A 2721-nucleotide genomic window follows, 5' to 3' on the forward strand; every position below is an offset into this window, starting at 1 on the left:
TGGTCTTTTATTTTTTTATTTAATTGCTTATACTTCATATGGGAGCTCCTTTTAGTCGGGTGGGCTCCTTTTATTATACAAAAACAACCGCACCTTGGTGGTGCGGTTGAGATTTGAATTTAGGAAACCGTACCTTACTGGTACGGTTTTTTTTATTTACGAAATAATTCTAGTAAGTTATGAAATACACATAAGTCCTCAAGATATACAGAACTATTGATATTTAATGAATATAACTACACCTATTTATCAAATTATTACATAAGCAATACTATCAAATTTTAATAAAAAAAGAAGCCGAGGCTTCTTTAGTAGTTTTAGTCTATTGCAACTTTTAATCCAGGACCCATTGTTGTTGTAATTACAAGGTTCTTAATGTAAGTACCTTTTACAGCAGCAGGACGTGCTTTAACGATTGTGTCATTAAGTGCTTTAAAGTTTTCAATGATTGCTGAATCATCAAATGAAAGTTTACCAATAATTGTATTGATATTTGATTCTTTATCAACACGGTACTCGATTTTACCTTTTTTGATTTCTTCAACAGCTTTTGTAACATCCATTGTTACAGTTCCTGTTTTAGGGTTAGGCATTAATCCTTTAGGTCCTAGAACACGTCCTAGTTTACCTAATTCACCCATCATGTCTGGTGTAGCGACGATAACATCGAAGTCAAACCATCCATTTTTTACTTCCTCAAGAATTTCTTTACCACCAACAAAATCTGCTCCTGCATCTTTTGCTTCTTGCTCTTTAGCACCTTGAGTTACAACTAATACTTTTTGTGAACGACCTGTACCATGTGGCAATACCATTGCTCCACGGATTTGTTGATCAGCGTGACGTGGATCAACATTTAGGTTATATGAAATTTCGACTGTTGGATCGAATTTAACAAAGTTAGCTTCTCTTAAAGTTTTCAATGCTTCTTCGATTGTATAAACTTTTGAACGATCGACTAATTCTCCAACTTTTTTGTAGTTTTTAGTTTTTTTAGCCATTTGAATTATGCCTCCATTCCTTCAATTGCGATACCCATATTTTTTGCTGTACCAGCAACAATACGCATAGCACCTTCGACGTCATTTGCGTTTAAGTCAGGTAATTTGTACTCTGCAATTTCACGCAATTGTGCTTCAGTGATTGTTCCAGCAATAGCTTTGCTTGGTGTTGCTGAACCACTTTTGATTCCAGCTGCACGTTTTAATAAGATTGAAGCAGGTGTTGTTTTTAAAGCGAAATCAAATGATTTATCATCAAATACTGTAATAACAACAGGTACGATATCTCCTGCGCGATCACGTGTTGCATCGTTAAATGCAGTTGTGAATTGAGGCATGTTAATTCCAACACCAGCTAATGCAGGTCCTGGTTTAGCTCCTCCAGCAGGGAATTGAAGTTTGGCAATTTTTGCAATTTTTTTACTCACACGACATTCCTCCTTGATTTTTGTCTGTGGTGTGGTTATCGAATGTTGCACACTCTCCCACACGAAAATGCCTATAAACAGGCTTAATTATTATATACTGTTGATACAACTAAGTCAACATTATAGTATCTTAAAATTACGGTAAGATGTTACCGGCAACTCTATAAATTTCATACCACTCTGACCTTGTCAGAACTATCTCAGAACCTTTAGCAATACTTTTTATACGTCTAGTAGTCATGCTTCCAATCAGAACTTGCATTTGAGCTGGGTGTGTTAAAATCCAACTAACTGCAATTGCATCTTTTGCAACACCATATTTAATTCCAATTTGGGTTAATAATTCATTCAGTGCTTCAAACTTTGGATTATCTAAAAATATCTCTTCAAAGTGTCCACTGTAAAATGGCGACCAGGCTTGTAAAGTAATTCCATTCATTCTTGCATGTTCAAGGATTCCCATTGCATAACCTACTGCAGCATCTGTCTTCATGTTAACGTTAAAACCAGCGTCGATCATCGGAGTGTGACGAATCGAAAACTGCACTTGGTTTGTTAGGATAGGAAACTCCAACTCGGTCTCTAGTAATTCAATTTGATATGGATTCTGATTACTTACTCCAAAATTGCGAACAATTCCCTCACTATGTAAGTGTTTGAATGCCGCATTCACTTCAAGAGGATCAAACAGTGTGTCCGGTCTATGAAGAACTAATACATCTAAGTAATCCATCTGAAGACGTTTTAAAGATTCTTTAACAGAACTAATTATATGCTCCTCTGAGAAGTCAAACATACCATCTCTTATACCACATTTTGATTGTACAATAATTGATTCTCTTTCAATACCTAAAGACTTAACTGCTTGGCCGAAAATTACTTCCGATTCACCTTTACCATAGATATCAGCATGATCAAAAAAATTAATACCAGAATCTATTGAAACTTTTACGATTTCTTTTGCTTCATCCAATGATTTACCAGCCATCCGCATACATCCGAGTCCAATATTTGATACTTCGAGATCACTTTTTCCGAGATTAAAATACTTCATAGTATCCTCCTAGTTTTATAGTCTAACTATATCATAATCTGCATAAAAAAAGACATCCAAATGGATGTCGAATTACCTGGCAATGAGCTATCTTCACTAACGCTGGGCTAAATATTGTCGCCGCTAAAGTGCTTAACTTCTGTGTTCGAGATGGGAACAGGTGTGACCACTTTGCTAGAATCACCAGATCATGAGAGTAATCTCTCAAAACTGAATAACAGAAGACTTTGTATCTTTT

At 35.7% G+C, this 2721-nt stretch carries 3 protein-coding genes and 1 rRNA gene; all 4 read right to left on the reverse strand.

Annotated features, from left to right (window positions below; translation table 11 throughout):
* Positions 1 to 317: 317 nt before the first annotated feature.
* The gene (gene rplA / locus GVV20_RS10350) at positions 318 to 1001 is read right to left on the reverse strand and encodes a 50S ribosomal protein L1 (protein WP_159637785.1); all 684 of its coding nucleotides are present in this window, start codon (positions 999 to 1001) and stop codon (positions 318 to 320) included.
* Positions 1002 to 1006: 5 nt separating this feature from the next.
* On the reverse strand, positions 1007 to 1429 hold the full coding sequence (rplK, locus tag GVV20_RS10355) for a 50S ribosomal protein L11 (RefSeq protein ID WP_159639533.1): 423 nt from the start codon (positions 1427 to 1429) through the stop codon (positions 1007 to 1009).
* 136 nt (positions 1430 to 1565) lie between these two features.
* The gene (locus tag GVV20_RS10360; RefSeq protein WP_159741737.1) at positions 1566 to 2483 is read right to left on the reverse strand and encodes an aldo/keto reductase; all 918 of its coding nucleotides are present in this window, start codon (positions 2481 to 2483) and stop codon (positions 1566 to 1568) included.
* Between the two features lie 74 nt (positions 2484 to 2557).
* Positions 2558 to 2671 (reverse strand): 5S ribosomal RNA (rrf, locus tag GVV20_RS10365).
* Positions 2672 to 2721: the final 50 nt, after the last annotated feature.

It is taken from the genome of Erysipelothrix aquatica (assembly GCF_009828775.2).
GTDB lineage: Bacteria > Bacillota_I > Bacilli_A > Erysipelotrichales > Erysipelotrichaceae > Erysipelothrix > Erysipelothrix aquatica.